This window comes from Klebsiella variicola (genome assembly GCF_000828055.2).
GTDB classification, from domain to species: Bacteria; Pseudomonadota; Gammaproteobacteria; order Enterobacterales; family Enterobacteriaceae; genus Klebsiella; species Klebsiella variicola.
Window position 1 is genome coordinate 1,449,930 of record NZ_CP010523.2, and the last position, 23,868, is coordinate 1,473,797.

The window sequence follows — 23,868 nt, forward strand, 5'->3', positions numbered from 1 at the left end:
TAGATTACAAACTAAATGTGACCTGTGTCGCTAAACAAGGGGCGTCTGCGCGTTGGACGTTGTTGTTAAGCCGCCATGAATTTACAGTGTGCCAAAAGAATTATTTTGACTTTAGCGGAGCCGTAACGGAATGACAAAATTTGCTTTAGTAGGAGATGTCGGGGGGACCAACGCCCGCCTGGCGCTATGTGATCTGGCGAGCGGAGAGATCTCTCGTGCTAAGACCTATTCCGGGCTCGATTATCCCAGTCTGGAGGCGGTGGTGCGCGTCTATCTGGAGGAGCACCAGGTGACCGTCAACGAAGGCTGTATCGCCATTGCCTGCCCGATCACCGGCGACTGGGTAGCGATGACCAACCATACCTGGGCCTTCTCCATCGCTGAAATGAAGCGCAACCTTGGCTTTGCCCATCTGGAGATAATTAACGATTTTACCGCCGTTTCCATGGCCATCCCGATGCTGAAAGCCGAGCACCTCATTCAGTTTGGCGGCAGCGCTCCGGTAGCGGGCAAACCGATCGCCGTTTATGGCGCCGGAACCGGGCTTGGCGTGGCGCATCTGGTGCACGTTGACAAGCGCTGGGTCAGCCTGCCGGGCGAAGGCGGTCATGTCGATTTTGCGCCGAACAGCGAAGAAGAGGGGATTATTCTGGAAGAGCTGCGCGCCGAGCTGGGGCATGTTTCCGCAGAACGCGTGCTCTCGGGTCCCGGACTGGTCAATTTGTACCGCGCGATTGTGAAGTCTGATGGCCGCCTGCCGGAAAACCTGCAGCCACGCGAGGTCACCGAGCGAGCGCTGGCGGACAGTTGTACCGACTGTCGCCGGGCGCTATCGCTGTTCTGCGTCATTATGGGCCGCTTCGGCGGAAACCTGGCGCTGACTCTCGGGACCTTTGGCGGCGTGTATATCGCCGGGGGCATCGTACCGCGCTTCCTGGAGTTCTTTAAAGCCTCCGGCTTCCGCGGCGGTTTTGAAGACAAAGGCCGTTTCAAAGCTTATGTTCAGGATATTCCGGTTTACCTGATCGTGCATGAAAACCCGGGCCTGCTGGGCTCTGGCGCGCATCTGCGTCAGACGCTGGGCCAGGTGTTATAAGCGCATCCCTCCCGGGCTACCGTCGTAGCCCGGATGGCGGGACTTCCCGCCTCTACAGATTCATCAGCTGGCGAAACTCTTTCACTTTACTGCGGCTCACCGGCACCTGAAATTCAAGGTCGCGCAGGCGCAGCACATAGGTATTGTTAAACCACGGCTCAATTTCGCGGATCTTGCTGAGATTCACGCAGTACGAGCGGTGGCAGCGAAAGAAATGTGCGGTGGGCAGTTTGCTGCAGAATTCGGTGATGTTCATCGGCATGACGAATGACTCCCGGCGGGTATAGACGAACGTCATCTTTTCATGCGCCTCGGCATAATAAATATCATGAATGCTGGTGACGATTATTCGTTCATCTTTTATCAGATTGATGGTGTCGTTTTCTCGTGGCGCCGCGCTGGTCGCTCCCGCAGCGACGTTATTTTGCTGCTGCCAGGCGGCGGTTAGCTTTTGTAGCATATTGATGATGCGTGACTCCTGGTAGGGCTTCAGGATGTAGTCAAACGCCTCCAGCTCAAAGGCTTCCACGGCGTGCTCTTTCCACGCGGTGATAAAAACGATAAAAGGCTTATGGGCAAACTGGCTGATGTTTTGCGCCAGCAAAACCCCGTCCAGCGACGGAATATTGATATCGAGAAAAATGGCATCGACCTTGTTGTGCTGGAGAAACTTCAGTACGTCCAGGCCATCGTCAAAGCTGCCGACGATCTCCATCTGGCTGTGGGTGTTGATAAGCCAGGAGAGCTCCTGCTGAGCCAGAAACTCATCTTCCACAATAATAACTTTCATCTTTTCTCCGCTCATGACAACAGAGACTCCGTCAGCGCCTGCGGCGTGTGTTGATTGGGGACATAAAAGGCGATTTCTGTTCCTGGCGTCAGGGTGCGGATATGCAACCCCTCGCCGTAGAGGAGCTTCACCCGGTGATGAACGTTAAGCAGGCCGATTTTATTTCCCGGCATTTCGTCGGCTTCCACGCGAGCGACCACGGCGGGATCGATGCCGTTGCCGGTGTCGCGAACGCTGATGCGAACCCGATTGCCGCACTCGTTAATGCCGATCGTCACCACCCCCTTGCCTTTACAGGGCTGGATACCATGAACGATGGCATTTTCCACCAGCGGCTGGATAAGCAGGCTCGGGATCACGCAGCTGACGTCGTCGTCAATATCATAGATGACCGTCAGCTTGTCGCCGAATCGCGCCTGTTCAATGGCGATATAATCTTTGATCTGATACAGCTCTCGTTTGATATCAATCTGCTCATCGTCTTTTAATTCGATGTTATAGCGCAGGTAGCGTGACAGATTAAAAATGAGCTGGCGCGCGGTGTCTGGATTAAGGCGAATCGAGGAGGAGATCGCGTTCAGGGCATTGAATAAAAAATGCGGGTTAATTTTGCTTTGCAGGGCGCGCAGCTCCGCTTTGTTGGCCATCTCGCGCAGCTGTTCGGCGCGGGAGACTTCCAGCTGGGTGGAGATTATTTGCGACAGGCCAATCGCCATCTCCTGCAGCGTCGAAGTGATGCGATGGGCGTGGCAGTAATAGATTTTTAGCGTGCCGGTCACCACCCCTTTTTCCCACAGCGGGATCACCATCAAGGAGTGGATCTCCGGCGTGCGGTGGGCTTCATCATTGTTTTTTATAATGATTTTTCCATAACGAATCGCTTGTCGGGTGGTAGGGCTGATGACATCGTCGTGGTGTTGATAGTTGGCCTCCCCCACGCCCACGTAGGCCAGTACATGTTCGGTATTAGTGATCGCCACCGCGTCAGCGGTAATGTCGCGGCGGATAATCTCGCATACCTGGCGCAGAGAATCGCTGTTAACGTGACGAAACAGCGGCAGGGTTTTGTTAGCGATATCGAGCGCCAGTTTTGCCTGCCGCGCCGCGCTGGCCTCCTTTTCCCCTTCCACGCTCTGCACCAGCAGCACGATAAAACCGATGCAGACGCTGCCGAGGATCATCGGGATACCAATTTTAGAGACGATATCCAGGCCGAGGCTCAGGGAAGGCGCCCAGACCACCACCAGGATCATGGTCAGGGTCTCACACACCATGCCGGCCAGAATGCCGATTTTCCACCGTTGATCGCGGGCCACTTTACGGTTAATCAATCCTGACAGCAGGCCTGCGACAATGCTGGTGATAAAGCAGGGCACGGCGGTGACGCCATCGATATCAATCAGGTAGCGGTGTACGCCGGCAATCACCCCGACAATTGCCCCTACCCACGGACCAAACAGAATCCCGCCGGACATGACGGCGATAATGCGCACATTCACCAGCGAACCTTCCACCGGGACGCCGGACCAGGTGCTGAACAGGGCAAACAGCGAGAAAATGGCGGTCACGGCCAGCAGCTCTTTCGGCGTATGGGCCGACTTGTGCAACAGTTCGCGGAACAGGCGCAGGCGAATGAGGAAAAACAGGCAAATAAGCATCAGGGCCGCACGATCATAGACCGCCAGCATCATCGTAAAAATTTCGTGCATGGGTGTGCCGCGTCAGTGGCCAGAAAAGAACATGATAAAAAACCTGACGGCAGAAGACCAGCCGCAGAAATATAATGAGGAAAAGGCATGCTTTTTAAAGGGGATTGATGGGACGCCACCGCGAGAGCGGTGGCCCAGGCTTTTAACGATAAAATTCTGTGTTAAGAAAGATATCAATATGTTACCACTCTTTATACAACTCTGGACTATTCCGGCGATGAACTGCCGTATTTAGCGCCGTCGATACCCGTTTTATATGCCAGGGAATATTTTTTACCGGCCCTCTCGACAACATGTTTTTTTTCAGGTTATTTTCTAAACGAGCCGCAACAGCGGCAGCGTCGCTCGGACGGTCCGGGCGCTAACGTTAATCAGAGGAACCTATGGCTGAATCCAGTCCTGAACGCCGTTTTACGCGTATCGATCGTCTCCCCCCGTACGTTTTTAATATTACTGCTGAACTGAAAATGGCTGCGCGCCGGCGCGGCGAGGATATTATTGATTTCAGTATGGGCAATCCCGATGGCGCGACGCCGCCGCATATCGTGGAAAAACTTTGCACCGTTGCCCAACGGCCTGACACCCATGGTTACTCTACGTCGCGGGGGATCCCGCGCCTGCGTCGCGCCATTTCACGCTGGTATGAAGAACGCTATAACGTTGACATCGATCCGGAATCGGAAGCGATCGTCACCATTGGTTCGAAAGAGGGGCTGGCGCACCTGATGCTGGCGACTCTGGATCATGGCGACACGGTGCTGGTGCCAAACCCCAGCTATCCGATTCACATCTATGGCGCGGTGATTGCCGGGGCGCAGGTGCGCTCAGTGCCGCTGGTGGAAGGTGTGGATTTCTTTAACGAGCTGGAACGCGCCATCCGCGAGAGTTACCCGAAGCCGAAGATGATGATCCTTGGCTTTCCCTCGAATCCAACGGCGCAGTGTGTGGAGCTGGACTTTTTTGAAAAGGTCGTCGCCCTGGCGAAGCAGTATGACATCCTGGTCGTCCACGATCTGGCCTATGCCGATATCGTGTATGACGGCTGGAAAGCGCCCTCCATTATGCAGGTGCCCGGCGCGCGTGATGTCGCCGTCGAGTTCTTTACCCTGTCGAAAAGCTATAACATGGCCGGCTGGCGCATTGGCTTTATGGTCGGCAATAAGACCCTGGTGAATGCCCTCGCTCGCATCAAAAGCTATCACGACTATGGCACGTTTACGCCGCTGCAGGTGGCGGCGATCGCTGCCCTTGAGGGCGATCAGCAGTGCGTGCGTGAAATTGCCGAACAATATAAGCGCCGTCGCGATGTGCTGGTGAAAGGGCTCCACGAAGCCGGCTGGATGGTGGAATGTCCGAAAGCGTCCATGTACGTCTGGGCAAAAATACCGGAACCTTACGCTGCCATGGGCTCGCTGGAGTTTGCGAAAAAGTTGCTTAATGAAGCGAAGGTCTGCGTCTCGCCGGGGATAGGCTTTGGCGACTATGGCGATACTCACGTCCGCTTCGCGCTGATCGAAAACCGGGACCGTACGCGCCAGGCGATCCGTGGCATCAAGGCGATGTTCCGCGCCGATGGCTTGCTGCCCGCCGCGAGCTAGCGCTTCGGCGAATACGCCATAACAAAAACGGGAGCCAGTGGGCTCCCGTTTTTTTTGACACCGCTGCAGTCTAGATCATCAGGGCAAAAGTACCGGCCCAAACGATGACCATAAAAGAGAGGCCCATAAAGAAGTATTTCACGATTCATCACTCCACGCGCTTGTGCGACGTTCAAATGAATTAATTGTTCTGTTATTCCTGGGCTGTCGCAGGTGAAAAATCACGTTGCGGCAGCTCGCAATTCTGTGCGCTTTGTGCTCCAGATGGCGCTAATGTACGCCTAAAAAATGAGGGAAACAAGGGGCATTTTTTTATTAATTTTTAGTTACTTAGGAGTGTCGTGATTCGGCGACACATTAATTTCACCCGGTAATAAATTTCACGCCAGCGACGCTGTTAAAACGGATTTTGGCGATGGGCAAAATGGAGGACGGCCAGCGAGGGCGCGCGCAATTTCTTTGCTACGCGCCGCCGCCGATTTAATGCTGGTCAGAGGCGCGCGGCCGCCACTCGGCCGGGTAGTGAGCCGGGATAAAGCGCAGTGTGAGCGCCATGAGTAGCAGGACGCAGAGCGCATGCCAGGACCAGTCAAGCGTGTAGTTCCCGCTCAGGCTACGCAACAGGCCGGAAAGCCAGGGGGAGAGGCCTGCGATGATAAATCCGATACCCTGCATAAACGCCACCAGCCGGCCGGCTACCGCCGGTTGTCCGGCGTGATCCAGCGCCAGCACCAGGCACAGGGGAAAGGCGCCACCCAGACCCACTCCACAGGCGATGGCCCACAGCGCTGGGACGTGCTGCGGCAGCCAGATGAAGCCGCAGAAGCCAATGAGCTGTAGCGCCAGCGCGAACAGCAGAAGCTGGCGTCGGTCATCCTGGCGAGCCAGCGCCGGGAGCAGCAGCGCCCCCGCGGTTTGCCCGACGGTCAGCAGCGCCAGCAGTGAGCCGCTGTACTGGGCGCTATCGCCAAGCTGGATATAGTAGGGCGGCAGCCAGGCGATCAGACTGGCGTAACCGGCATTGATCAGTCCGAAATAGAGTCCCAGCGTCCAGGCGCGGCGCTGGCCAATAATCGCGACCCGGGGGGAAGCGCTGGTCTGATGCGGTGCGCGAGGCAATTGCCGGCAAATCGCCAGCCAGCCGAGCAGGGCCAGCAGGGCAGGGAGCGCCCACCAGGCCAGCGCCTGGTGCCAGACCGTACTGCGTGACGCCAGCCATGGCGTGAACGCAGCGCCTAACCCGCCGCCGCCCATCAGCGCCGCCGACCATAGTCCCATCACCAGCGGCGTACGCCGGGCGAACAGCCGCTTTATCACCGCCGGGATGGCGGCCTGGATAATGCCGATGCCAATTCCCCCCGCAAGGGCGCTGCTGAGCAGCAAACCGCTATGTGGGGCGCTTTCCCGCAGCAGGGCACCCGCCGCGATAATCAGCAGGCTCAGCGCAATGCTGCAGTTTTGACCAACAGTGCGATCGACCCAGCCGCCGGCCAGCGCGAGCACGCCCATCGCGATGACCGGCAGGGCGGTGAGGAGCGCGACCAGGGTATAGCTCATCCCGCTGGCGGCGCGGATATCCGGCAGCAAGGGACCTATCGAGGTGAGCAGCGGACGCATGTTTATCCCGATGAGAACCAGGACACACAGCGTCAGATTCTGTCGCAGCATGGGCGTCATGGTTGCTGTTCCGCCCAGCGCTGATAAAGTGCCGGCCCCTCCGGCTGCGGGCAGTGGTGGATTGGCAGCGTCTGCCGGGACAGCGGCTGCTGCAGCTGCTGATAAATCGCGGTGGTTGAGAGCTGAAAGGGCTCGCCATCCTGATTACTGTTGGCGAAAAATACTTCCCGCACGCCGGTTAAATAGAGTGCGCTCAGGCACATAGGACAAGGTTGCCCGCTGGCATAGATAACGCATTCGCGCAGCACCTCGCTTCCCAGTCTGGCGGCAAGATCGCGAACGGCATTCAGTTCGGCATGCGCCGTTGGGTCACCGTTCAGATGAAAGGTATTGACGGCTTCGGCGACAATCTCATCATGCCGCACCAGAACGGCGCCGAAGGGGCGGCCACCGTCAGCAATATTTTGTTTTGCCAGCGCTAATGCGCGCTGGAGATAGCGATCGTCAGCGGACATAGTCACTCCTGCATAAGATGATGTTGATGGTGAAAAACGCAGAGGATGGTAGGTAGAGAGTACGTATCTTGTTTCATAAGTTAAAAGACTTATTTATGATGAACCCTATTTGAATTGCTTATAGGTAAGCGGATGCTCCTGCGCCATCTTTCCTACTTTATCGCCGTGGCAGAACATCGTGGATTTACCCGCGCCGCCGCGGCGCTCCATGTCTCCCAGCCTGCGCTGTCACAGCAGATCCGCCAGCTGGAAGCGATGCTGGAGGTTCAGCTCTTTGACCGCTCTGGTCGTTATACCCGCCTGACCGATGCCGGAGAGATCTGGCTGGAGTATGCCCGCCGCGTGTTACGCGATCTTGAGGAGGGGCGGCGCGCCCTGCACGACGCAGAAGATCTGCAGCGTGGTAAACTCCGCATCGCCATGACGCCGACCTTTACCACTTACATGCTGGGGCCGCTGGTGGAGGCGTACTATCGACGCTACCCCGGAGTGAAATTGCTTATCCAGGAGATGAACCAGGAGCGGATGGAAACGATGCTTCTGGAGGATGAACTGGATGTGGGAATTGCCTTTGGCGAGAGCCTCTCGCGGGATATTGTGGTTCAGCCGCTGCTGACGGAAACCCTCGCGCTGGTGGTGAGCCGCGCGCATCCGCTGGCTCATGAGAGCCACCTGCAGCTACAGGCTCTCGACGCGCAGCCCCTGATCCTGCTGAGCAGCGAGTTTGCCACCCGGGAGCAGATCGACCGCTATTGTCGCCGCCATCGGCTCGAACCTGACGTGCGGATGGAGGCCAACTCCATCGGCGCCGTACTAACGGTTATTCGCGGCACGCCGCTTGCGACGCTGCTGCCAGCGGCGATCGCCGGACAGTATGATGACCTCGTGGCCATTGAGCTTAAGCCCGCGCTGCTGCAGCGCACGGCCTGTTTGCTGCAGCGTCAGGGCGCATGGCAGAGCGCTGCGGCGCGCGAATTCATTGCGCTGGCGCGGGAAATCGCGGTAACGCTTGAGCAGGAAAACGGCCAGGCCCTGTATGAGGACCTGCGTCACTTGCCGACGAGCCTGGACTAACGATCGGCTTCGCTGAGGATATCGGCCTCATCGGGCAGGGTATTCTCCCGGAGCATGCCCTCTTCTTTGAGCCTTTCCAGTACGTGATGAAAGAGTTGAGTCTTGTCTGGCTCGGCCATATTCTGTAATTTCTCATTAAATACGGTATGGGACTGAATAAGGTAATGGATAAATTCCAGCAATACCTCATTTTGCGGCAGGACGGTTAATTCCTGATGGATGTAACTGGTTTGTTCCAGCAGCGAATTTTTTGTCACGTCCATAGGCCGGGCGCTAATACTGTGAGCGTATATTTTCTCAATGGCCTGGCTGGTGATATAGATGCGGTTCAATGATATAGCAGAGTATTCGTCTTCATCCGGAATGAAATGACAATAGACAAACGGTTTGTCGGGCAGCATCATGCTGAGTCTGTTTTCGTAAAGAATATCATCAGGCGCCTCCAGTAGCGCCATTAAATTCCGACTGTGTGGGTGCCAGAGTCCGGATGCGGACACTTTTACGTTAAACTGCGTCACCGTATTTCCGCGTAATGTTTCCACAATCGGAATATCGCCATCAAGCCGCAGAATGCTGCGGATATGGGAGTGGGGTGACCAGAAAGTCTCCACTTCCTCGGCAGAGGCAAGCGGATTAAGCGCGGTGGTCACGTCTTTTTCCTGATGAGAAAGGACGGCTATTTTTAATGTTCCCCGCGTCGGATTAAGCTTCAGACAGAGATTGATCGCACCAATATCATGCCAGTGAAGAATGTCTTCAAGTTCGCAGTTTAATAATTTTTGCGCCCGCGCCAGAGAGCAATACTCCATTGGCGGTAAATTATTTAGCTTCCAGATATTCCGTTCTGTAATATTCATAAGAATTGTACGTCGATGAAAAAATAAATCGCCATGGTGAGCAAAAAGCATCGATGACAAGGATTTATTCTTCCCGCTGACTTCCTTTACCTGATTAACAAAACCCATTCACATTGAGAATAATATGTCGATAAGTTGGCTGTTTTTATTGTTTTGCTGCCGCGTATTTACTTTATCCCGTTATCTTATCATCTCTTATTCGTAGAGAAAAATAGTTTGCTCAATATAAGCATTTCTTTCTGGCAGGAATCTTTTTGCAGGAATGTTGAAGGCGAGCACGAGCGGAGTACGAAGAAAGGGACAGTCAATTGGCGACCTTCGTGGTCGGCAGGGGGGGCAAACAGACGCCAGTCGCGTCTGTTTGGTGTAGCTGTTGTTATTGTGGCGTCGACAGAAAACGGTCACCCGGCTGCGCGATGGCATACCATGCCATCATCTCTGCGGTGCCCGGTTGGCCTTCGGCAGGCGCCCAGGCCATGGTGTCAACTTCGGCAAGCGGCTGATAAGCACCTTGCTTAACTTCAAAAACCATCCCGCCCGGGTCGAGCGAGAGCACCGTATGCCAGGTACCGGCTTCCATTTCCAGCGCCGTGCAGGTTTCACCCAGCACCACCCGGCGGGTGACTACGCCATTGTCATCAAAATTCAGTACCACAAAGCGGCCTTTCAGGGGCAGCAAAAGTTCGAAGGTATGTCTGTGCCGGTGCGGACGGATATAGGTGCCGGGTTCCATCGCAATGGCGAGGCGCTGTACCGGGTCGCTTAGTTCGGGATGAAAATTGCGATGGGCACGCAAGCGCGGTGCACTGGCTGCCGCTTCGCTCTGCTGCTGCATATCGCTGAGGGTGATCTGTTTCATATCAACGCCTGGCTCCTGTATCGTCCAGAGAAGGTTGCACTGGGGTAGTGGCTTATGACTGTTTAAGCCAAGGGGCATTGTACGCGGAATGCGCGTTTTTGTCGGTTTATTGTCTGTGCGATTGACTGGGGCGCCCCTTCCTGTCCTGGCTAATCCACTCGCGGATAATTTCGGCAAATTATGATGGCGAGAAGAATATGCCATGGCTGGCGTTTAGGTAATGGTGGGAAATAGCGGTCAACGTTTATATGGTGTCCCCTGCAGGAATCGAACCTGCAACTAGCCCTTAGGAGGGGCTCGTTATATCCATTTAACTAAGGGGACAAGGCGGTGCGAGTATAGCGTTTTTTGCCCGCCTGAGTAAGAGCCATACCGTCTGACTGCTTAAACCCTCGCCACTCACGGCGCTTTTTTTATGCCCGGTCGGCGTTTTTGGCTTTCTCCGCGGCCTGGGCGCGGGCTTCCGCTTTTCGCTTGCTGCTCATATCGTTACGGATCTGCGCATGGCTCAGCAGCGCGAAGATGAAGGTCCCTCCGCAGATATTTCCCGCCAGCGTCGGCAGGGCGAACGGCCAGATAAAGTCGCTCCAGGGCAGGCTTCCGTTAAACACCAGATAAAGGATCTCGACCGATCCCACCACGATATGAGTCGTATCCGCCAGGGCGATAAGCCAGGTCATGAGAATAATCACCACGATCTTGGCCGCACCGGCGACAGGAAACATCCAGACCATGGTGGCGACCAGCCATCCGGAAATAATCGCATTAGCGAACATCTCCGTCGGGCTGTTTTTCATTACGTCTTCGGCGATGCTGACAAAGGCCTGACGAGTTGGTTCATCAAAGACGGGCATAAAATTGAAGGCCCATGCGGCCACTGCGGTACCGATGAGGTTGCCAGCCAGCACCACCGACCACAACCGCATCAGCAAACCGATGTTACCTGGGGTGGGATTGTGCATCACCGGCAGAACGGCGGTAACCGTATTTTCCGTGAACAGCTGCTGGCGGGCCATGATCACGATAATAAAGCCGAAGGTATACCCGAGATTTTCCAGTAAAAACCCGCCCGGGATCCCCTCCAGTTTGACGTGAAAAATCCCTTTTGCCAGCAGGGAGGCGCCCATTGACAGGCCGGCCGCAATGGCTGACCACAGCAGGGCCAGCGCATCGCGTTCCATCTCTTTTTCCCCTTCCTGGCGAATATGTTCATGGATGGCCATCGCCCGCGAGGGCAGGCGATCTTCATCCACTTCTATTTCCTCTCCGCGCTGTTTTTCTTCACTTTCGACTTCTCGCTCGTCATCCGCTGGTTTTAATTTGTTATTGTCTAGTTCATCCATTTCGTGGCCCTCGCTATCAATCTATATAGATATAGCGTAGCGGCTTTCCCTGCCGTCTGGCTGGGTATACTCTGAAATCGCAAAAATGGTAACGTCAGATTTTTGTTGCTCCGGTAGAATAGGAGCCCCGCGATCTCGTTATTCCCAGGCTATGATCAAATCAACAACTTGGGTGATATAGACATCGTTCAACGTGCTGTTACAATCGCTCACATCTATACGGGCGGAAACGTTGTCTTTCCGTCATGGATGGCAACTCGCGATAGCCATAAAAACCAGGGAGACACCTATGAATTATCGCCTGTCGGCGCTTGCGCTTGGCGCCACATTGCTGGTGGGATGTGCCAGTTCCAGCTCTGGCGATCAGCCGCAGGGGCGTTCAGACCCGTTAGAAGGGTTTAACCGCACGATGTTCAATTTCAACTTTAACGTGGTCGACCCTTACGTGCTTCGCCCGGTGGCGGTGGCATGGCGTGACTACGTCCCGCAGCCGGCGCGCAATGGTTTGAGCAACTTCACCAGCAACCTTGAAGAGCCGGCGGTAATGGTGAACTCCTTCCTGCAGGGCGACCCCTATAAAGGTATGGTGCACTTTACCCGTTTCTTCCTGAACACCATCCTCGGGATGGGCGGTCTGATCGATGTCGCGGGCATGGCGAATCCGCAGCTGCAGCGCGTTGAACCGCATCGTTTCGGCAGCACGCTCGGCCATTATGGCGTCGGCTATGGTCCGTATGTGCAACTGCCATTCTACGGTAGCTTTACGCTGCGCGATGAAGGCGGTGATATGGCCGATGGCCTCTACCCGGTACTCTCCTGGTTGACCTGGCCGATGTCGATTGGTAAATGGGCTGTCGAAGGGATTGAAACTCGTGCCCAGCTGCTGGATTCCGACGGCCTGCTCCGTCAGTCTTCCGATCCTTACATTTTGATGCGTGAAGCTTATTTCCAGCGCCATGACTTTATCGCCAACGGCGGTAAGCTGACCCCGGCGGACAACCCGAATGCCCAGGCTATTCAGGATGAACTGAAAGACATTGATTCACAGTAATCTGCGAACGATAAAAAAAGGGTGAACATGTTGTTCACCCTTTTTTGTTGCGCGCGGCTTATCAGAAGCGGTAGTTGAAGTTGGCGCCGTACAGCCAGGCGGTCCCTTCGGAACGGAAGGTATACGGGCCTTCCTTAATTTCTACGTGCTGGCCGTGCATATAGGAAAGACCGACGTCAACCGACGCATCCTTGTTAAACGCGTAAGTGGTACCCGCGCTCAGCCACAGGCGATCCTGGTCAGGAATGGAGATGGAGCGGTTGTTGGCCGGCACCGGGCTGTCATCGAAAGCGATACCGGTGCGGAAGGTCCAGTTATCGTCGTAATAATACGTGGTCCCCAGCGCAAGACGGTAGGCATCTTTGAAGCCTTCCTCTTTATAGAACAGCGTCTGGCCGTTGCTGCCGGTGGCTTTCAGCTCCTGGAACTGACTCCAGCTGGTGTAGGTCAGGCTATAGTGGACCGCCCACTGCGGTGCCACGCGGTTATAGCCCGACAGCTCCCACATTTCCGGCAGGTTAAGGGTCAGTGAACCGCCGGTGGTCTGGCCGTTAGTGCCCGCTGGCAGACCGAAGTTGCCGAGGATTTGGTTATAGGCCGCCGGCAGGCTGCTGCGGTAGTTACCGTCGAAGTCGATCTTCACCTCGGAACGGTACGTAAAACCGTAGCGGTTGTTCTTATCCAGCTCATAGAGGATACCGGCATTCCAGCCAAAGCCCCAGGCGTTGCCGTTAAGATGGGCGATCTGCGTGTCGGCAGGGATCTTCGCCACCTGGCCTGCCAGCGCCGGCGGCAGTGCGCCAGAACCAGCGACAATCTGACCCAGGTCACCCGCATAGCGCTCGATCTTCGCCTTGGCGTAGACCGCGTCAAAACCTAAGCCAAAGCTCCAGTTGCTGTCGAGACGGTAGGCGCCGCTCAGGTTGAAGTTCGCGGTGGTCAGGTCGGTTTTACCGCCCATGCTGCCAGCCGCATAGTCATCGTTGTATTCCGTTGCCAGGCCGTAGTTAGAGGTAATGGATGCCCCCCAACCGAATTGATCGTTAATCGGCGCGACAAAGTGGAAGTTGGGAACCCACGCCGTCGGGGCGATATTGTCCGCATTCAGGCTCTTGCCGGTGGGAGAGGTGCCGGAGACATTGACACCCGGGTCAACAAAAACGGCGCCCGCCGACATAGTTGGACGGTCAAACATCATAATTAATGCCGGGTTACGACTGGCATTGCCTGCATCGTCTGCGATAGCCCCTTCACCGGAATAGGCCCGACCCAGCCCTGATGAAGAGAATTCGTTGAGCTGGAAGCCTGCTGACCAGGCCTGGGTGGAAACAAGTGCTACAGCCACTGCAAGGGCAGATTGGGTAAAGCGGGTTTTCTGGCTCATGCCCATAACCTCATTGAGTTATTTTTTTTTAAACTATGTTACATGCCGTAACAGAAGCGCGGAAGTGTAGGGTCTGTGGTACAACAGAGAAATCAGACCAGTGCGCTGAGTATAGGTCTGACCAGATGAGTTGTTGCAAGTTTGTTTATGAAGTTTTTCAATTGTGATAACAGAAACGCGATCCAGCTGGCAAAATTGTCGGGGGGAGTAAGAGGCAGAAAAGCTGATTTTTGTTTTAGATCATTTTTAAGTGTGATTTCTGTCACTTAACGCGGTGATGGCGATTCTCGGCTGGAGGCTCACCGGGGGCAGGGCGTAAAATAGGCACATTATTTGTCTGGCACCGAAGGTGCCTATACAGAGGAAATCTACGATGAGTAAATGTAGCGCTGATGAAACCCCGGTATGCTGCTGTATGGATGTTGGCACCATTGTGGACAACACCGACTGCACCGCCTCATACAGCCGCGTGTTCGCCAACCGCGCTGAAGCGGAGCAAACGCTCGCTGCGCTGAGCGAGAAAGCGCGTAATGTGCAATCTGAACCGTGCAAAATCAACCCGACCTTCACCGATGTTGACGGCGGCGTACAGCTGGATATCGATTTTATTTTTAGCTGCGAAGCCGAATCGCTGATCTTCCAGTTAGGATTACGTTAATCCCTCCGTTTAACGCCCCGTAGAAGGGGCGTTACCTTTCTGTTCAATGTGTTTTGGCTCGCAATTTTTCGCTTCCCCGATTGGCTTAATGTAAAAAATTAGTTAAGACTGTTATCAGGTCAGACCACTTGGTTGTTTTGCTTAACAGGGGAGCGTTATGAGTCAGGCATTACCGCTTATCACCCGTCAGGGCGATCGCATTGCCATTGTCAGGGGTTTACGCACGCCATTTGCGCGCCAGGCGACGGTTTTTCATGGCGTTCCGGCCGTTGATTTAGGGAAAATGGTGGTTGGCGAAATGCTCGCCCGGAGTGACATTCCCGCGGACGTCATTGAGCAACTGGTTTTTGGCCAGGTGGTGCAGATGCCGGAAGCGCCGAATATCGCCCGGGAAATCGTGCTCGGCACTGGAATGAGCGTGCACACCGATGCCTATAGCGTCAGTCGCGCCTGCGCCACCAGCTTCCAGGCCGTGGCGAATGTTGCTGAAAGCCTGATGGCCGGCACCATCCGCGCCGGTATTGCCGGCGGCGCCGACTCCTCTTCTGTATTGCCCATTGGGGTCAGTAAAACACTGGCCCGCACGCTGGTGGATGCCAATAAAGCCCGCACGCTGAGCCAAAAGCTGAAGCTGTTTTCCCGTCTGCGGCCGCGCGACCTGCTGCCGGTCCCCCCGGCGGTGGCGGAATATTCAACCGGTTTGCGGATGGGCGATACCGCGGAACAGATGGCGAAAAGTTGGGGCATCACCCGGGAACAACAGGATGCGCTGGCGCATCGTTCGCACCAGCTGGCGGCCAAAGCCTGGGAAGAGGGAAAGTTGTCAGCTGAGGTGATGACGGCCTACGCGCCCCCTTTCCGCGAGCCGCTGGAGCAGGACAACAATATTCGTAAAAATTCAACCCTCGCAGATTACCAAAAGTTACGCCCTGCCTTTGACCGCAAGCATGGCACCGTCACCGCTGCCAACAGCACGCCGCTGACGGACGGCGCGGCGGCGGTGATCCTGATGACCGAGTCCAGGGCCAAAGAGCTGGGTCTGACGCCGCTGGGTTATCTGCGCAGCTATGCCTTTACCGCCATCGACGTCTGGCAGGATATGCTGCTGGGGCCCGCATGGTCCACGCCGCTGGCGCTGGAGCGGGCAGGTCTGACGCTGGCGGATCTGACGCTTATTGATATGCACGAAGCTTTTGCTGCGCAGACGCTGGCCAATCTCCAGTGTCTGGCAAGCGAGCGCTTTGCCCGTGAAGTGCTGGGACGCTCGCAGGCCACCGGTGAGGTGGATGAGAGCAAGTTTAACGTCCTCGGCGGATCTATTGCTTATGGCCATCCTTTTGCTGCCACCGGCGCGCGGATGATCACCCAGACGCTGCATGAGCTACGGCGACGGGGCGGGGGATTCGGTCTGGTGACGGCCTGCGCGGCAGGTGGTCTGGGTGCGGCGATGATCGTGGAGGCTGAATAATGGATGCTGTTTCCGCTTTTAAGCTTGAGGTCCGTGCGGACAAGATCGCGGTGATCACCATCGATGCCCCGGGTGAGAAAATGAATACCCTGAAAGCTGAGTTCGGCAATCAGGTGCGGGGGCTGATACGTCGGGTTCGTGATGATAAGTCGGTGCGCGGCGTGGTGTTTATCTCCGCCAAAGCGGATAACTTTATCGCCGGCGCAGACATTAACATGATTGCCCGCTGCCGCAGCGCGCAGGAAGCGGAAGCGCTGGCGCGCCAGGGACAGCAGATTATGGCTGAGATCCATGGCTTGTCGATCCCGGTGATTGCCGCCATCCACGGCGCCTGCCTTGGCGGCGGTCTGGAACTGGCGCTGGCCTGCCATGGCCGTATCTGTAGCGATGACGAAAAAACCCGTCTCGGTTTGCCGGAAGTGCAGCTTGGCCTGCTGCCGGGCTCCGGGGGAACGCAGCGTTTACCGCGGCTGATTGGCGTCAGTACAGCGCTGGATATGATGCTTACCGGCAGGCAGCTGCGTGCGCGCCAGGCGCTGAAGGCCGGTCTGGTAGACGAGGTGGTTCCGCAGGCGATTTTATTGCAGGCGGCGGTGGAGCTGGCGCTGAAGGGGCGACCGGCCAGTCGGGATATGCCCGTACGCGAACGCGTGCTGGCGGGGCCTTTGGGCCGCCATCTGTTATTCCATTTCGTCGGCAAACAAACGCAGCGCAAGACCCAGGGGAACTATCCGGCGGTGAAGCGAATTCTGCAGGTTGTCGAGAATGGCCTGGCCCACGGTTGCAGCAGCGGTTACGCCGAAGAAGCTCGCGCGTTTGGCGAACTGGCGATGACCCCGCAGTCGCAAGCGCTGCGTTCGATCTTCTTTGCCAGTACCGATCTGAAAAAAGACCGTGGCGCTGAAGCCGAGCCCGGACCGCTGACAAGCATTGCGGTGCTGGGCGGCGGCCTGATGGGCGGGGGGATCGCCTATGTGACCGCCTGTAAGGGCGGGCTGCCGGTGCGCATTAAAGATATCCAGCCGCGTGGGATTAACCATGCCTTAAAGTACAGCTGGGATCTACTGAATAAACAGGTCCGCCAGCGTCGTCTGCGCCCCAGCGAGCGCGATCGCCAGATGATGCTGATCTCCGGCGCCACCGACTATCAGGGCTTTGCTCATCGCGACGTGGTGATCGAGGCGGTATTTGAGGACCTGGCCCTGAAGCAGCGGATGGTCAACGAAGTGGAGCAATACTGTGGGCCGCAGACCATCTTTGCGTCGAACACCTCATCGTTACCGATAGGCGATATTGCCGCCCAGGCCCGTCGCCCCGGGCGGGTGATCGGCCTGCATTTCTTCAGTCCGGTGGAAAAAATGCCGCTGGTTGAAGTGATCCCGCATAAGGGAACCGATCCGCAGGCTATCGCCACCGTGGTGCAACTGGCTAAACGTCAGGGGAAAACGCCTATTGTGGTGGCGGATAAAGCGGGCTTCTATGTGAACCGCATCCTCGCGCCCTATATCAATGAAGCGATGCGCCTGCTGGTGGAGGGCGAACCGGTTGAAGAGATTGATAAGGCCCTGGTTAAATTCGGTTTCCCGGTAGGGCCAATCCAGCTACTGGATGAGGTTGGCATCGATACCGGCACCAAAATTATCCCCGTGCTGGAGAGCGCGTTTGGAGAACGTTTTAGCCCACCTGCAAACATCATTGACGCGATTTTGAAGGACGATCGCAAAGGTAGAAAAAATAATCGTGGTTTCTATCTTTATGAGACAAAAGGGCGTAAAAGCAAAAAACGGCCCGACCCGGCAGTCTATCCGCTGCTCGACATCGACCGCCCCCAGTCGCGGCTCTCCGCGCAGCAGGTGGCGGAACGCTGTGTGATGATGATGCTTAACGAGGCGGCGCGCTGCTTTGATGAGCAGATTATCCGTAGCGCGCGCGATGGCGATATCGGCGCCGTCTTTGGTATAGGGTTTCCGCCATTTCTTGGCGGCCCGTTCCGGTATATGGATACTATCGGCGCGGGTGAAGTTGCCGCGATCCTGCAGCGCCTGGCCGCCCAGTACGGCCCACGTTTTACACCCTGTGACACTTTATTACGCATGGCCGAACAGGGGACAACCTTTTGGCCAGCGGATGAACGGCTGACCTAAGTTGTGGTCAAAGAAGATAAATCCGGCTGCGGATGACGCTGTTGATTGGCTGTTTTGTAAACAATGATTGACTATACTTACGCCATTGAGGTAAAAAACAGCGTTTCATTCGTTGAATGGATCAGGCACAATGCCCGGCCACCGGGTCACCTGCGTATTGTCTTCGCAGGCCAAACTACGGTGCTTCTGGTTAACAAAAGCGGTGCAATATGCAAGTTTTTATTATGCGTCACGGCGACGCTGCCCTCGATGCAGCCAGCGACTCAGTTCGTCCATTAACCGTATGCGGTTGTGATGAGTCTCGTCAGATGGCAACCTGGCTGAAAGGTCAAAAAGTGGATATTGAGCGCGTTCTTGTCAGTCCCTATCTGCGTGCAGAACAGACGCTGGATATTGTTGGGGAGTGCATGAACCTGCCGAAACATGTCGACGTGATGCCGGAACTCACGCCGTGCGGCGACGTAGGCCTGGTTAGCGCCTATCTGCAGGCGCTGGCGAATGAAGGCGTGGCGACGGCGCTGGTCGTCTCCCACCTGCCGCTGGTGGGGTACCTGGTCTCAGAGCTGTGTCCGGGGGAAACGCCTCCGATGTTCACCACCTCGGCTATCGCCTGCGTGACGCTGGACGCCGACGGCAAGGGTGAATACCTCTGGCAGAAAAGCCCCTGCAATCTCAAGATGGCCAACGCCATCTGACGGCCCCGGAGCCCGCCGTTAAGGCAGCTCCGGCGGTTGCCACTCCTCTACCTCAATCAGTATCAGCAGTGCGGCGTCACCGCCGTACTCTTTTGGTGCCTGGTGAAACGCCATAATATGCGGGTGTTGCGCCAGCCACAGCGGGGTTTGCTGTTTGAGAATATGTTTGCCGTGCCCGTGCATCACACAGGCGCAAAACACATGTTCGCGGCGGCAGGCGGCAATCAGCGCGCCCAGTTCCTGTTTGGCCTGCTGCTGGGTGAGCCCATGCAGATCGAGAAACAGTTCCGGCGAATAATCCCCACGGCGCAGCTTTTTCAGCTCAAAATGGCTGACGTCGGCGCGGACATATTTCATCGAGCCTTCAGTATTCAGTAGCGGCTGAAACTCATCAGAGAAATAGTGGCTGTTATCGGCCTGTTCCTGCAGCAAACGCTTCGGAGCAACCTCAGTGACTTTCTTGCGCTGCGGACGGTGAACGATGGTGTCCTGCTTGATCTTCCGCGTGCCGGTCATTAACTGACGGAACAGCGCCTGATCCTCCTCGCTTAGCGATGTCTTCTTTTTCATTGTCCACTCTCATTAATACTTTGCGCTAGTTTACCCGACTCAATATCCCTTCGGGCAAGGAAAACCTGTTTTTTCCCCGGTCACCCCACGCAAGAATGCTGATTTATCGCCGTCTTCATGGCACACTAGCCGCCGAATTTATAGCAGAGTGTGCCCTGGAGGTTGTCGTGGATAAAATTTTTGTTGATGAGGCAGTCAATGAGCTGCATACCATTCAGGACATGCTGCGCTGGGCGGTAAGCCGTTTCAGCGCTGCTAATATCTGGTACGGTCACGGGACTGATAACCCGTGGGACGAGGCAGTACAGCTGGTGCTGCCGTCGCTCTACCTACCGCTGGATATCCCGGAAGATATGCGGACTGCGCGTCTGACCTCCAGCGAGAAACACCGCATCGTTGAGCGGGTGATCCGCCGCGTGAACGAGCGCATTCCCGTCGCCTATCTGACCAACAAAGCGTGGTTCTGCGGGCATGAGTTTTACGTCGATGAGCGGGTGCTGGTCCCGCGCTCCCCGATTGGCGAACTGATCAACAATCAGTTTGCCGGGCTGATTAACCATAAGCCGCAGCATATCCTTGATATGTGCACCGGCAGCGGCTGCATCGCCATCGCCTGCGCCTATGCTTTCCCGGAAGCCGAAGTCGACGCCGTGGATATCTCCCCGGACGCGCTGGCCGTCGCCGAGCACAACGTGGAGTCCCATGGCCTGATCCATCACGTGACGCCGATCCGCTCCGACCTGTTCCGCGATCTGCCGAAGCTGCAGTACGATCTGATCGTCACCAATCCGCCGTATGTCGATGAAGAGGACATGGCCGATCTGCCGGAAGAGTATGAGCATGAGCCGGTGCTGGGTCTGGCCTCCGGTAGCGACGGCCTGAAGCTGACGCGCCGCATCCTCGGTAACGCGCCGGATTATCTCAGCGATGACGGGATTCTGATTTGTGAAGTCGGTAACAGCATGGTACATCTGATGGAGCAATATCCGGACGTGCCGTTTACCTGGCTTGAGTTTGATAACGGCGGCGACGGTGTCTTCATGCTGACCAAACAGCAGCTGATTGACGCCCGCGCGCACTTCGGTATTTATAAAGACTAAAAAAAACAACACGCCAACATAACGAAAAAGATTGGAGCCGTGATGGCAGGAAATACAATTGGACAACTCTTTCGCGTCACTACCTTCGGCGAATCGCACGGCCTGGCGCTGGGCTGCATCGTCGACGGCGTGCCGCCGGGCATCCCGCTGACCGAAGCCGACCTGCAGCACGACCTCGATCGTCGTCGCCCGGGCACCTCGCGTTACACCACGCAGCGTCGCGAGCCGGATCAGGTCAAAATTCTTTCCGGCGTCTTCGAAGGCGTTACTACCGGGACCAGTATCGGTCTGCTGATTGAGAACACCGATCAGCGTTCGCAGGATTACGGCGCAATCAAAGATCTGTTCCGTCCGGGCCACGCCGATTACACCTACGAGCAAAAGTATGGTCTGCGCGACTATCGCGGCGGCGGTCGTTCTTCTGCGCGCGAAACCGCGATGCGCGTAGCGGCCGGGGCGATTGCCAAAAAATACCTTGCCGCGAAGTTCGGCATCGTCATTCGCGGCTGCCTGACGCAGATGGGCGATATTCCGCTGGCCATCAAAGACTGGAATCAGGTCGAGCAGAACCCGTTCTTCTGCCCGGACCCGGATAAAATCGACGCTCTGGATGAACTGATGCGCGGCCTGAAGAAAGAGGGTGACTCCATTGGCGCGAAAGTGACGGTGGTGGCTGACGGCGTACCGCCGGGCCTCGGCGAGCCGGTCTTCGATCGCCTGGATGCCGATATCGCCCACGCGCTGATGAGCATCAACGCCGTGAAAGGGGTGGAAATTGGCGACGGCTTTGAAGTGGTGAAGCTGCGCGGCAGCGAAAACCGCGATGAAATCACCAAAGACGGATTCCAGAGCAACCACGCCGGCGGCATTCTTGGCGGCATCAGCAGCGGCCAGCAGATCGTTGCCAACATCGCGCTGAAGCCTACCTCCAGTATTACCGTTCCCGGTCATACGATTAACCGCTTTGGCGAAGAAGTGGAGATGATCACCAAAGGGCGTCACGATCCGTGCGTCGGCATTCGCGCCGTACCGATCGCTGAGGCGATGCTGGCGATCGTCCTGATGGATCACTTTATGCGTCAGCGCGCGCAGAATGGCGATGTGACGACGACAATTCCACGCTGGTAACCATGAAAAACACCGTTATCGCACTGCTCGCGCTGCTGGCCAGCGCCGGTAGCCTGGCCGCGACGCCGTGGCAGAAAATATCCCAGCCGATCGGCGGCAGCGCCCAGTCAATCGGCGCATTTTCCAATGGCTGTATCGTGGGCGCCGAGGCGCTCCCTCTGAGCGCCACCGGCTATCAGGTGATGCGTACCGATCAGCGTCGCTACTTCGGTCATCCGGATCTGGTTCAGTTTATTCAGCGCCTGAGTAATCAGGTGCACAATAAAGGAATGGGAACCGTGCTGATTGGCGACATGGGGATGCCGGCAGGCGGGCGCTTTAACGGCGGTCACGCCAGTCACCAGACGGGCCTGGATGTCGATATTTTCCTCCAGCTGCCGCAAACGCGCTGGACATCGTCTCAGCTGTTGAAGCCGCAGGCGCTGGATCTGGTCGCCAGCGACGGCAAGCACGTGGTGCCGTCGCTGTGGAGCCCGCAAATCAGCCAGCTGATCAAGCTGGCGGCGGAAGATAGCGAGGTCACCCGTATTTTCGTCAACCCGGCGATTAAACAGCAACTGTGCCTGGACGCGGGCAGCGACCGCCAGTGGCTGCGTAAAGTCCGTCCCTGGTTCCAGCATCGCGCTCATATGCACGTCCGACTGCGTTGCCCGGCGGGAAGTCTGGAGTGCGAGGATCAGGCGCCACCGCCGCCCGGCGATGGCTGCGGAGCGGAGCTGCAGAGCTGGTTCGAACCACCTAAACCCGGGTCTACCCCCCCTGTGAAGAAGACGCCGCCGCCGCTGCCGCCTTCCTGCCAGGCGCTACTGGATGAGCATGTGCTGTAATGGATAGTTTTATCGAGTTGTTTGCCGTATCGCCGTTGGTGCTGGTGGTACTCTTCTTTGTCGCCATCCTGGCCGGTTTTATTGACTCACTGGCCGGAGGCGGGGTTTACTGACCGTTCCGGCGTTGATGGCGGCAGGAATGCCACCGGCGCAGGCGCTGGCGACCAATAAGCTGCAGGCCTGCGGCGGGTCGCTATCGGCGACCCTCTATTTTGTCCGCCGTAAGGTGGTCAGCCTCGCCGATCAGAAGCTGAATATTCTGATGACCTTTATTGGCTCAACCGCTGGTGCGCTGCTGGTCCAGCACGTCCAGTCCGATATTCTTAAGCAGATCCTGCCGTTGCTGGTGATCGGCATCGGTCTCTATTTTCTGCTGATGCCGAAACTGGGTGAAGCGGACCGGCAGCGTCGGCTGTACGGTCTGCCGTTTGCGCTGGTTGCTGGCGGCAGCGTAGGATTCTACGACGGCTTTTTTGGCCCCGGCGCCGGTTCGTTTTATGCACTGGCTTTTGTCACCCTGGCCGGATTTAACCTGGCGAAGTCGACGGCCCATGCCAAGCTGCTGAACGCGACCTCAAACGTCGGCGGTCTGCTGCTGTTTATCATCGGCGGGAAGGTCATCTGGGCCACCGGCTTTGTGATGATGGCCGGCCAGTTTATTGGCGCTCGCGCCGGCTCCCGGCTGGTGCTGAGTAAAGGGCAGTCGCTGATCCGGCCGATGATCGTTATCGTCTCGGCGGTGATGAGCGCGAAGCTTCTCTATGACAGCCACGGGGCTGAGATTTTGCAGTGGTTGGGAATTCATTAATGCAACAGCAACACCATTATCAGCAGCTGATTGACCTTTTCGACAGCTGCTTTGCCGAAGAATTTAATACTCGCCTGGTAAAAGGCGACGATGAGCCGATCTACCTTCCGGCCGATGACGACACGCCCTATCACCGTATCGTGTTTGCGCACGGGTTTTTTGCCAGCGCCCTGCACGAGATTTCTCACTGGTGTGTCGCCGGCAAAGCGCGCCGCGAACGAGTCGATTTTGGCTACTGGTACTGCCCGGATGGCCGCGATGCGATGACTCAAAGCCAGTTTGAGGACGTCGAGGTGAAACCGCAGGCCTATGAGTGGCTGTTCTGCGTGGCGGCGGGATTTCCGTTTAACGTCAGCTGTGACAATCTGGAAGGAGACGTTGAGCCCGATCGCATCGCCTTCCAGCGCCGGGTTCATGCTCGGGTAATGACTTTGCTTGAACAAGGGATCCCCGAACGTCCGGCGCGTTTTATTCGCGCATTGCAACATTATTATCAAACGCCGACATTGACGGCGGAACACTTTCCGTGGCCGGAAGACCTGCACTAAGGCCACACATTACATGACAAGAGGTAAGA

22 protein-coding genes, 1 tRNA gene and 2 pseudogenes are annotated in these 23,868 nt (G+C 56.5%); 13 read left to right on the top strand and 12 right to left on the bottom strand.

The window, feature by feature from the left end; all coding sequences use genetic code 11:
• The first annotated feature begins 130 nt into the window (after nt 1-130).
• Nucleotides 131-1,096 (top strand): glucokinase, encoded by a 966-nt coding sequence (gene glk, locus SP68_RS06955; protein ID WP_012540954.1) that lies wholly within the window; start codon nt 131-133, stop codon nt 1,094-1,096.
• A 52-nt stretch (nt 1,097-1,148) separates the two neighbouring features.
• Here glk and SP68_RS06960 read toward each other — a convergent pair whose 3' ends face one another.
• The 3 genes and pseudogenes from SP68_RS06960 to SP68_RS26150 all read right to left on the bottom strand — a co-directional run.
• Nucleotides 1,149-1,886, bottom strand: coding sequence for a LytR/AlgR family response regulator transcription factor (locus SP68_RS06960; protein ID WP_012967486.1), 738 nt, complete (start codon nt 1,884-1,886; stop codon nt 1,149-1,151).
• A gap of 11 nt (nt 1,887-1,897) precedes the next feature.
• Nucleotides 1,898-3,595 carry a sensor histidine kinase gene (locus SP68_RS06965; RefSeq protein WP_012540955.1) on the bottom strand — a complete coding sequence of 566 codons (1,698 nt, stop codon included), beginning with the start codon at nt 3,593-3,595 and terminating at the stop codon, nt 1,898-1,900.
• 120 nt (nt 3,596-3,715) lie between these two features.
• A pseudogene (locus tag SP68_RS26150) lies at nt 3,716-3,890 on the bottom strand (phytanoyl-CoA dioxygenase); the annotation flags it as partial.
• 88 nt (nt 3,891-3,978) lie between these two features.
• On the opposite strand from SP68_RS26150, the gene alaC reads away from it, so the two are divergent.
• Complete coding sequence (alaC, locus tag SP68_RS06975) at nt 3,979-5,193, top strand: alanine transaminase (RefSeq protein WP_008803894.1); 1,215 nt, start codon at nt 3,979-3,981, stop codon at nt 5,191-5,193.
• 70 nt (nt 5,194-5,263) lie between these two features.
• On the opposite strand, the gene ypdK is transcribed toward alaC, so the two are convergent.
• The 3 genes from ypdK to SP68_RS06985 form a co-directional block, all read right to left on the bottom strand.
• Nucleotides 5,264-5,335 (bottom strand): membrane protein YpdK, encoded by a 72-nt coding sequence (gene ypdK, locus SP68_RS27745; RefSeq protein ID WP_099119320.1) that lies wholly within the window; start codon nt 5,333-5,335, stop codon nt 5,264-5,266.
• Between the two features lie 338 nt (nt 5,336-5,673).
• Nucleotides 5,674-6,870, bottom strand: coding sequence for a cyanate transporter (locus SP68_RS06980; protein ID WP_040968763.1), 1,197 nt, complete (start codon nt 6,868-6,870; stop codon nt 5,674-5,676).
• Nucleotides 6,867-7,325, bottom strand: coding sequence for a nucleoside deaminase (locus SP68_RS06985; protein ID WP_016161607.1), 459 nt, complete (start codon nt 7,323-7,325; stop codon nt 6,867-6,869). The genes SP68_RS06980 and SP68_RS06985 overlap by 4 nt, the downstream gene beginning before the upstream one ends.
• A 132-nt stretch (nt 7,326-7,457) precedes the next feature.
• Between SP68_RS06985 and cynR the strand changes: the two genes are divergently transcribed.
• Entirely contained in the window at nt 7,458-8,399 is a 942-nt protein-coding gene (gene cynR, locus SP68_RS06990) for a transcriptional regulator CynR (RefSeq protein WP_022066017.1), read from the top strand.
• Here the strand turns inward: cynR and SP68_RS06995 are convergent.
• The 4 genes from SP68_RS06995 to SP68_RS07010 form a co-directional block, all read right to left on the bottom strand.
• Nucleotides 8,396-9,256 (bottom strand): hypothetical protein, encoded by an 861-nt coding sequence (locus SP68_RS06995; RefSeq protein ID WP_012967487.1) that lies wholly within the window; start codon nt 9,254-9,256, stop codon nt 8,396-8,398. The genes cynR and SP68_RS06995 overlap by 4 nt on opposite strands.
• Nucleotides 9,257-9,632: 376 nt before the next feature.
• The gene (locus tag SP68_RS07000; protein ID WP_008803899.1) at nt 9,633-10,115 is read right to left on the bottom strand and encodes a WbuC family cupin fold metalloprotein; all 483 of its coding nucleotides are present in this window, start codon (nt 10,113-10,115) and stop codon (nt 9,633-9,635) included.
• A gap of 249 nt (nt 10,116-10,364) precedes the next feature.
• A tRNA-Arg gene (locus tag SP68_RS07005) sits at nt 10,365-10,439 on the bottom strand.
• 89 nt (nt 10,440-10,528) lie between these two features.
• Complete coding sequence (locus tag SP68_RS07010) at nt 10,529-11,458, bottom strand: formate/nitrite transporter family protein (RefSeq protein WP_008803900.1); 930 nt, start codon at nt 11,456-11,458, stop codon at nt 10,529-10,531.
• A gap of 289 nt (nt 11,459-11,747) precedes the next feature.
• Between SP68_RS07010 and mlaA the strand changes: the two genes are divergently transcribed.
• Nucleotides 11,748-12,509 (top strand): phospholipid-binding lipoprotein MlaA, encoded by a 762-nt coding sequence (gene mlaA, locus SP68_RS07015; RefSeq protein ID WP_012967489.1) that lies wholly within the window; start codon nt 11,748-11,750, stop codon nt 12,507-12,509.
• A gap of 61 nt (nt 12,510-12,570) precedes the next feature.
• Here mlaA and fadL read toward each other — a convergent pair whose 3' ends face one another.
• A complete protein-coding gene (gene fadL, locus SP68_RS07020; RefSeq protein ID WP_012967490.1) occupies nt 12,571-13,893 on the bottom strand; it encodes a long-chain fatty acid transporter FadL in 1,323 nt (440 codons plus the stop codon).
• A 373-nt stretch (nt 13,894-14,266) separates the two neighbouring features.
• On the opposite strand from fadL, the gene SP68_RS07025 reads away from it, so the two are divergent.
• The 4 genes from SP68_RS07025 to sixA all read left to right on the top strand — a co-directional run bounded on the left by SP68_RS07025 (nt 14,267) and on the right by sixA (nt 18,858).
• On the top strand, nt 14,267-14,551 hold the full coding sequence (locus SP68_RS07025; protein ID WP_012967491.1) for a YfcZ/YiiS family protein: 285 nt from the start codon (nt 14,267-14,269) through the stop codon (nt 14,549-14,551).
• A gap of 157 nt (nt 14,552-14,708) precedes the next feature.
• Nucleotides 14,709-16,019, top strand: a complete 1,311-nt coding sequence (gene fadI / locus SP68_RS07030) for an acetyl-CoA C-acyltransferase FadI (protein ID WP_008803904.1) — start codon at nt 14,709-14,711, stop codon at nt 16,017-16,019.
• Nucleotides 16,019-18,163: a fatty acid oxidation complex subunit alpha FadJ gene (gene fadJ, locus SP68_RS07035; RefSeq protein ID WP_022066019.1), complete on the top strand. Its 2,145-nt coding sequence runs from the start codon at nt 16,019-16,021 to the stop codon at nt 18,161-18,163. Before fadI ends, fadJ begins: the two co-directional genes overlap by 1 nt.
• 209 nt (nt 18,164-18,372) lie before the next feature.
• Nucleotides 18,373-18,858, top strand: a complete 486-nt coding sequence (sixA, locus tag SP68_RS07040; RefSeq protein ID WP_008803906.1) for a phosphohistidine phosphatase SixA — start codon at nt 18,373-18,375, stop codon at nt 18,856-18,858.
• Nucleotides 18,859-18,876: 18 nt separating this feature from the next.
• Here sixA and smrB read toward each other — a convergent pair whose 3' ends face one another.
• Nucleotides 18,877-19,428 (bottom strand): endonuclease SmrB, encoded by a 552-nt coding sequence (gene smrB / locus SP68_RS07045; protein WP_022066020.1) that lies wholly within the window; start codon nt 19,426-19,428, stop codon nt 18,877-18,879.
• 167 nt (nt 19,429-19,595) lie between these two features.
• Between smrB and prmB the strand changes: the two genes are divergently transcribed.
• The 5 genes and pseudogenes from prmB to SP68_RS07070 all read left to right on the top strand — a co-directional run bounded on the left by prmB (nt 19,596) and on the right by SP68_RS07070 (nt 23,839).
• A complete protein-coding gene (gene prmB, locus SP68_RS07050; RefSeq protein WP_002913346.1) occupies nt 19,596-20,528 on the top strand; it encodes a 50S ribosomal protein L3 N(5)-glutamine methyltransferase in 933 nt (310 codons plus the stop codon).
• Nucleotides 20,529-20,570: 42 nt separating this feature from the next.
• The gene (aroC, locus tag SP68_RS07055) at nt 20,571-21,656 is read left to right on the top strand and encodes a chorismate synthase (protein ID WP_012540962.1); all 1,086 of its coding nucleotides are present in this window, start codon (nt 20,571-20,573) and stop codon (nt 21,654-21,656) included.
• Between the two features lie 2 nt (nt 21,657-21,658).
• On the top strand, nt 21,659-22,483 hold the full coding sequence (gene mepA / locus SP68_RS07060; protein ID WP_008803910.1) for a penicillin-insensitive murein endopeptidase: 825 nt from the start codon (nt 21,659-21,661) through the stop codon (nt 22,481-22,483).
• Nucleotides 22,483-23,291, top strand: a pseudogene (locus SP68_RS07065) (sulfite exporter TauE/SafE family protein). Before mepA ends, SP68_RS07065 begins: the two are co-directional and overlap by 1 nt.
• Nucleotides 23,291-23,839, top strand: coding sequence for an elongation factor P hydroxylase (locus tag SP68_RS07070; protein ID WP_012540963.1), 549 nt, complete (start codon nt 23,291-23,293; stop codon nt 23,837-23,839). The pseudogene SP68_RS07065 and the gene SP68_RS07070 overlap by 1 nt, the downstream one beginning before the upstream one ends.
• The last annotated feature ends 29 nt before the right edge of the window (nt 23,840-23,868 follow it).

What these genes read in the sequence shown, in the direction of transcription:
- glk (WP_012540954.1), top strand. Translation starts at nt 131, where the DNA reads ATGACAAAATTTGCTTTAGTAGGAGATGTCGGGGGGACCAACGCCCGC.
- SP68_RS06960 (WP_012967486.1), bottom strand. Translation starts at nt 1,886, where the DNA reads ATGAAAGTTATTATTGTGGAAGATGAGTTTCTGGCTCAGCAGGAGCTC.
- SP68_RS06965 (WP_012540955.1), bottom strand. Translation starts at nt 3,595, where the DNA reads ATGCACGAAATTTTTACGATGATGCTGGCGGTCTATGATCGTGCGGCC.
- alaC (WP_008803894.1), top strand. Translation starts at nt 3,979, where the DNA reads ATGGCTGAATCCAGTCCTGAACGCCGTTTTACGCGTATCGATCGTCTC.
- SP68_RS06980 (WP_040968763.1), bottom strand. Translation starts at nt 6,870, where the DNA reads ATGACGCCCATGCTGCGACAGAATCTGACGCTGTGTGTCCTGGTTCTC.
- SP68_RS06985 (WP_016161607.1), bottom strand. Translation starts at nt 7,325, where the DNA reads ATGTCCGCTGACGATCGCTATCTCCAGCGCGCATTAGCGCTGGCAAAA.
- cynR (WP_022066017.1), top strand. Translation starts at nt 7,458, where the DNA reads ATGCTCCTGCGCCATCTTTCCTACTTTATCGCCGTGGCAGAACATCGT.
- SP68_RS06995 (WP_012967487.1), bottom strand. Translation starts at nt 9,256, where the DNA reads ATGAATATTACAGAACGGAATATCTGGAAGCTAAATAATTTACCGCCA.
- SP68_RS07000 (WP_008803899.1), bottom strand. Translation starts at nt 10,115, where the DNA reads ATGAAACAGATCACCCTCAGCGATATGCAGCAGCAGAGCGAAGCGGCA.
- SP68_RS07010 (WP_008803900.1), bottom strand. Translation starts at nt 11,458, where the DNA reads ATGGATGAACTAGACAATAACAAATTAAAACCAGCGGATGACGAGCGA.
- mlaA (WP_012967489.1), top strand. Translation starts at nt 11,748, where the DNA reads ATGAATTATCGCCTGTCGGCGCTTGCGCTTGGCGCCACATTGCTGGTG.
- fadL (WP_012967490.1), bottom strand. Translation starts at nt 13,893, where the DNA reads ATGAGCCAGAAAACCCGCTTTACCCAATCTGCCCTTGCAGTGGCTGTA.
- SP68_RS07025 (WP_012967491.1), top strand. Translation starts at nt 14,267, where the DNA reads ATGAGTAAATGTAGCGCTGATGAAACCCCGGTATGCTGCTGTATGGAT.
- fadI (WP_008803904.1), top strand. Translation starts at nt 14,709, where the DNA reads ATGAGTCAGGCATTACCGCTTATCACCCGTCAGGGCGATCGCATTGCC.
- fadJ (WP_022066019.1), top strand. Translation starts at nt 16,019, where the DNA reads ATGGATGCTGTTTCCGCTTTTAAGCTTGAGGTCCGTGCGGACAAGATC.
- sixA (WP_008803906.1), top strand. Translation starts at nt 18,373, where the DNA reads ATGCAAGTTTTTATTATGCGTCACGGCGACGCTGCCCTCGATGCAGCC.
- smrB (WP_022066020.1), bottom strand. Translation starts at nt 19,428, where the DNA reads ATGAAAAAGAAGACATCGCTAAGCGAGGAGGATCAGGCGCTGTTCCGT.
- aroC (WP_012540962.1), top strand. Translation starts at nt 20,571, where the DNA reads ATGGCAGGAAATACAATTGGACAACTCTTTCGCGTCACTACCTTCGGC.
- mepA (WP_008803910.1), top strand. Translation starts at nt 21,659, where the DNA reads ATGAAAAACACCGTTATCGCACTGCTCGCGCTGCTGGCCAGCGCCGGT.
- SP68_RS07070 (WP_012540963.1), top strand. Translation starts at nt 23,291, where the DNA reads ATGCAACAGCAACACCATTATCAGCAGCTGATTGACCTTTTCGACAGC.